General features: G+C 44.7%; 3 protein-coding genes. All 3 read right to left on the bottom strand.

The genetic code is table 11. The annotated features are described in order from the left end of the window. Positions 1-3216: two-partner secretion domain-containing protein (locus F6K38_RS34420; protein WP_287359615.1), on the bottom strand; the 3216-nt coding region annotated here is incomplete at its 3' end. A gap of 411 nt (positions 3217-3627) precedes the next feature. Continuing rightward, positions 3628-4683 carry a tetratricopeptide repeat protein gene (locus tag F6K38_RS34415; protein WP_287359612.1) on the bottom strand — a complete coding sequence of 352 codons (1056 nt, stop codon included), beginning with the start codon at positions 4681-4683 and terminating at the stop codon, positions 3628-3630. A 413-nt stretch (positions 4684-5096) separates the two neighbouring features. After that, positions 5097-5219 carry a hypothetical protein gene (locus F6K38_RS34410; protein WP_008180130.1) on the bottom strand — a complete coding sequence of 41 codons (123 nt, stop codon included), beginning with the start codon at positions 5217-5219 and terminating at the stop codon, positions 5097-5099. Between the last annotated feature and the right edge of the window lie 165 nt (positions 5220-5384).

The following is a 5384-nucleotide window of genomic DNA, read 5'->3' as shown; positions in this document are numbered from 1 at the left end:
AATATCAATCGTACCCACTTCCTCCCCTGGGCTAGCGTTTACCTCTGCACCAGCCTTTACCTCCGTTGAAATTGAGCTGTTGTCGGCAAGCTGGACAGAGTCAGCATTCTCAACAACAATGCTTCCAGAGGTTCCTGTACCAGAGGTAGATGCAGAAATCTGTGCTTCATCTTGGAGTGTTAAGTCTTGAGTATTAATCGTGATCGTTCCACCAGCCCCAGCCCCTTCAGTCTCTGCTAACAGTCCGCTATTGGGATTTGCGATCACCACCGTCTTATCGATATTCAGGGTAATGTTACCAGCCCGACCATCCCCAAAGGCAGTGGTGCGAAGTTGTCCACCAGTCGTAATTTCGAGAGTATTAACATCAATAGTTATCGTTCCACCAGCCCCAGCGGCTTCGGTAGAACTCGATACAACTGCTCCATCCCGGACAATCAACGTTTTTGTATTAATCTCAATGTTGCCAGCATCCCCAAGTTCATTTCTTTCATCGTTAATGAATTGAGAGTTAGCGAATATACCACTAGGAACTTTCTGATCATCGGCAGTAGTGCCCACTAACTTAACTAAGTCCGAAGCGATGACTGTTATATTGGCTCCCGTACCACTATTTCCTGTTGCTGCGCCAATTCTTGAGCCATCACGTACTAAAAGTTTCTCGGTGTTAATCGTTAAGTCGCCAGCATCCCCTGAACCAGTGGTATCAGCAGCAATTACCGCTCCATCCCCGAGAGTCAATGTGGGTGTGTTGACCTTCAACTCACCTGCCTGAGATGAGTTCAAGGTACCGGTAGCCAAAGCCGCCTTACCAGACAATGTCACTGACTCAGTGGCATTTATGGTTAAATTCCCTCCATCCCCTGGGTTGTCTAGGCTTCTGGCAACAGTTCCTGTGGTTACTCCAGCTCCATCCTGAATCGTTAAACGTTGGGTATTAATGGTTAAGTCACCTCCCTGACCCCTACCTACAGTAGCAGTGGTCAACCCCGTGGGAATATCTCTGATAGCCTTGGCTACTCGTTCGTTAGGAGTAGGGATAAATGGACCCGTTTCGTTGCCGACAATTTCCACCGACTCAGCGTTAACAGTTAAATCTCCACTCTTGCCACTACTACCACTTAAAGCGATAGTAGTAGCTCCAGCATAACTATTCCGTAATTCTTGATTCTGTGATGCTTGGTTTTGGGCTTGGTTTTGGATACTCAAGGTTCTGGTATTAATGGTTAAGTCCCCAGAATTCCCTGGTCCAGTTGTAACCGTTGCCAAGCCAGACCCATTGAAACCTAGGAGCCGTTCTAGCAAGTTGGAATTGGTGAAGTTGGTGACCAATTCCCCCAAATTGCTGAAGCCTGACCCTTCTCTATTAATTAATGTCACTGACTCAGGGGCATTGACAATTAAATTTCCTCCTACACCTGCCCCAGTTGTAACAGTAACAACACCAGAGTCATCAAGCAAAAAGTTGCTACCGCTGTTGAGGGTGATCTTACCTCCCTCTATTCCAGCAGAAGCAATGAAAGAACCTGGATTGAGGGTGATGTTATCATTGGCCAAAAACGTGACATCACCCCCATTGCCAGAGAAAAGCTTAGACGGATCGTCATTTGGAATAGGATTAGACGGATCATTATTTGGAATAGCAATGGTATTAACTATACCGTTGAGAGTAATGCTACCGCGAGAATCGATAGTAACTGACCCTCCCTTTAATACTTCACCGTTCTGAATGGCTAGATTTGCCAGAGTTGGCACTAACGAACCTAGAGTAGCTGAAACTTCAATATCTCCTGCTAGTGAAGGATTAGGCTTGTACTGATTGGTGAGCAAAACCTTTCCTGCCAACAGATCATTGGCAGATATGTTTTGGAACAACAAGTCTAATATATTGACATTAGCAAAAGCGATCGTGCCGATTTTAATATCTGCACTGGTGGCAGTATTGGTAATAGTGGGTCTGCCAAAGAGATTCAAATTGAACAAGTCACCAAAGAATTGGTTGCCTGTCAGTCCAGGGATACCAACTTGATTCGGATCTACTCCAGCACGAACATCAAGAGTCGGTTCAGTCTGACCATTAATATCCACTACTGTGCCATTAGATAAGGTAATGGCTTCGGAAATAAAGTCTATTCCTTCTGTACCTGTTTCATTACCTGTAATAATCACAGAGCCGATCTCTACCGCTCCCCCTGCCACGATATGTAGGGAGGTTCCTAGATAGCTGTTGAAACTAACATCCCCAACTGAGCGAATTATCGGGTCATCGGGACTAAATAAATCTCCGAGGCTGCCATCGAGCTGTTCAATCCGGAAACTGCCACCACTCCAATAGTGGGCATCACCAGCAACAGTATTTTGCGTCCGCAAAACCAGATCTCCACCGGAAAAAAGACCACTGTCTGGATGGTTCAAGGCAAATATATCCACCCCTTGATTGCCCTGAATCAATAACTTACCGCCAGCAGCGGCTATAAATGGTTGCCCGATACTATCCCTTATTTGAACTGTATCTTCTGCATGGAGTGTCAAATTTCCCCCAGCAATTAGTTGACCTTGTAAGTCAAGATTGCCAGCAGCTAGGGTTAGATCTTGCCCCACTACTAAATAACCAGCGTTCGTGATTTGGCTGGGTTTGGGGTGATTCAAGCCATACTGTAATCCCGGAGTAATATTAATACTCAATAAAGGAGGGGCTTCTGGATTAGTGGCACTGAATTCTGTACCGTTGTTGAACACTAAACTATTGGCTGTACTGGCGAAAAAGGAACCTGCCACATCCAACCTGGCATTCTGGCCAAAGACGATGCCATTGGGATTGAGTAAAAACAGATTGGCTGCACCATCGACACCAAGAGTTCCTAGAATATTGGAGATATTACTCCCGGTCACCCGAGAGAGTATGTTCTCGATTCCGGCTGGATTGGCAAAGTAAACCCGCTGTAGCTGACCAACATTAAAATCTTGAAAGCTGTGGAACAGGTTACTACCTCGCGCTGCTCCCCCTTCAATCAAATCCCCTGGCTCTCCCCTAATCGTTAGATTTGGTGTTACCACTGAAGATTCATTACCCAAGGTTTGATCCGGGGTAATCTGGGCTAAAGCATAGTTCCCAGAAAAAGCAATAACCACCCATCCGATTAGGGTTAGGGCTTTTTCAGTTAAGGGCAATATCCCTAGCCCTCTGGTTGAGGACTTACTTTGCTGATTATTCATCTGTCCGCCTCTCCACAACTAGCTAGTTGTCTGGAGTACCGATAGCAGTCAAGTAACTTGACCTATATATTATTATTTTCCTGGGAAAGCCAGGGAGTTTACGGAATTTTTAGGTTATCTTTAACAAAAATTTACGGAAGCGATGCAGTCGGCCAAAGGGGGTTTCCCCCACTCGCTATTGCATCAAGACAGTGGTGCGGATTGATAGTTTCTGTACCGTTATTGCGATCGCGCAATGCCCTATAGTCTCAAGTTGCCTTGAGCCATAGCAATTCTATCCCCTAATCTCAAGTCCGGTTGAATACCTAAAATCAAAGAGATTGATGGGGAGATAGGGAGATGGACAGATGAGCTAGATTTTGATTAAGGGTAATTATCAGGACTTAATATGATTCCCTCACTGACTGATCCTTAAAGGAAATTTTGCAGTTCCTTGAGCAGAGACTCGGTCTGCTCAATCCCTTCGTTATCCCGTTGACTCTGGTAAAGTTCTAGGGCTTTTTCTATAGCAGTGAGGGCTTCGGTGACGCGAGAACGTTTTTTTAAGGCTACTCCTAGGTTATAGTGAGCTTGGGCATTTTTCGGAGCCAGTTCAATTAAACGTCTATAGGTCACTACTGCTGGTACGTATTGTTCTTGGGCTAGAAGAATTTTCCCGATGTACTCCTGTGCTTCTACTAAATCAGGTTTGGCAGAAGCTGCTCGCCGAAATGCTTTGAGGGCCTTGGATAAATTCCCTCTTGATTCCAGAATTTGACCGATTTGGAGGTGAATTTCAGGATTACGAGGGGCTAATTTCACTGCTTTTTCAAAAGCCGCCAGTCCAGCCATCTCATCCCCATGAATCAACCAAGCTGTGCCCAAACTTAGTTGGATACGGGTTTCGTTCGGAGCAATTTCCGCTGCCTTTTGGAACACTTTTATGGCTTCTTCGGAATTTTCCTGCTCTAACCAAGCTGCACCGATTAACTGGTATACTGTTAGATTGTCTGGCTCAATTTCCAGGATTTTTTCATAGGTTTCTATGGCCCGTTGATAGTCCTTTTGACGTAGCAGGGTAATGGCCAAACCAAAATAGGCGTTAATATTATCCCGGTTAAGTCTAGTGGCACGACGATAGGCCGTAGCAGCACCAGCATTGTCCCCAGCATTGGCGAGACTGTAACCCAGTGCGTAATGGAAATTAGGATTTTCTGGCTGGAGTGCGATCGCTTTTTTGTAAGCGGCGGCAGCTTCTTGGAATTTGCCCAGACTTGCTTGTAAGTAGCCAATGCCCGAAAAAATCTTAGGGTTTCCTTGTTCCAGCTTAGCTGCTTCTTCGTAAACAGCAACAGCTCCCTGATAGTCACCCGCATCTACCAACTCTCGTGCTTGATGAAGAAGGTCATTGAGCTGTGGATTATACTGCTGTCGGCTAGATACCAGAGTTGGCATTGCTTCAGCAATTTCTGGCAGGGGGGTTGCCACTACGGAAAAAAATAAGCTAAGAAGGAGGAACAAAGTTTGCTTTAGCAAGGTCAATTTTTTCATCGTCATCAGGTTAGTGTACTTTGGGAGGTTCACTTACTGATGAGTTTTACCATGAACACCCGCTAATCGGGAAGGGTTAGTTGGGATAAATTTTGGTTAACTTATGTTAAGCTACGGGTTTGCTTCTGGTCAACTTATGATAATAACCCTTCCGGTGTAGACCGGAAGGGTTAGTGTTGTCGGAGGATGTCAAGCTTAAATTTTGATAACTTAACAATCTTCTTTTAGATCTATATATGTAGATGTCTTTTAGATGTCTTTTTTATGACCCACCTATAGCGCTATAGGTGGGCTTCTTCAGTTTCACGAAAAGTTGAACCAGGGATGGCAAGCCTGATCCATAACGATTATTAAGATTGCAAAGCACCACTTTGGACCATCATCAGGATGAAAATACCAACACTCGCTACGACTAAAACCAGACCTAGAGCCACTGATTGACCCAAATGGTTGGGAGTTTGAGAAGTCTTCATGTCTGTTGTCCTTTCTTAAAGTTATGTATGCCGATAATGAACGATAACAAACTTTTGCCAAGGTTGATAAGAAAATGCAAAGTCTCTTAACTTAACTTTACTTAAGTTAATAATAACTAAAGTGTGTTCTAGTTTGCTCTTTAGCCGAAGGGAATATGATTTAAT

The organism is Moorena sp. SIO3B2, from assembly GCF_010692525.1.
Lineage (GTDB): Bacteria > Cyanobacteriota > Cyanobacteriia > Cyanobacteriales > Coleofasciculaceae > Moorena > Moorena producens.
Note: the sequence above shows the minus strand (reverse complement) of the source record. Positions and strands in the feature narration are given on the sequence as shown.

What these genes read in the sequence shown, in the direction of transcription:
- F6K38_RS34410 (WP_008180130.1), bottom strand. Translation starts at nt 5,219, where the DNA reads ATGAAGACTTCTCAAACTCCCAACCATTTGGGTCAATCAGTGGCTCTA.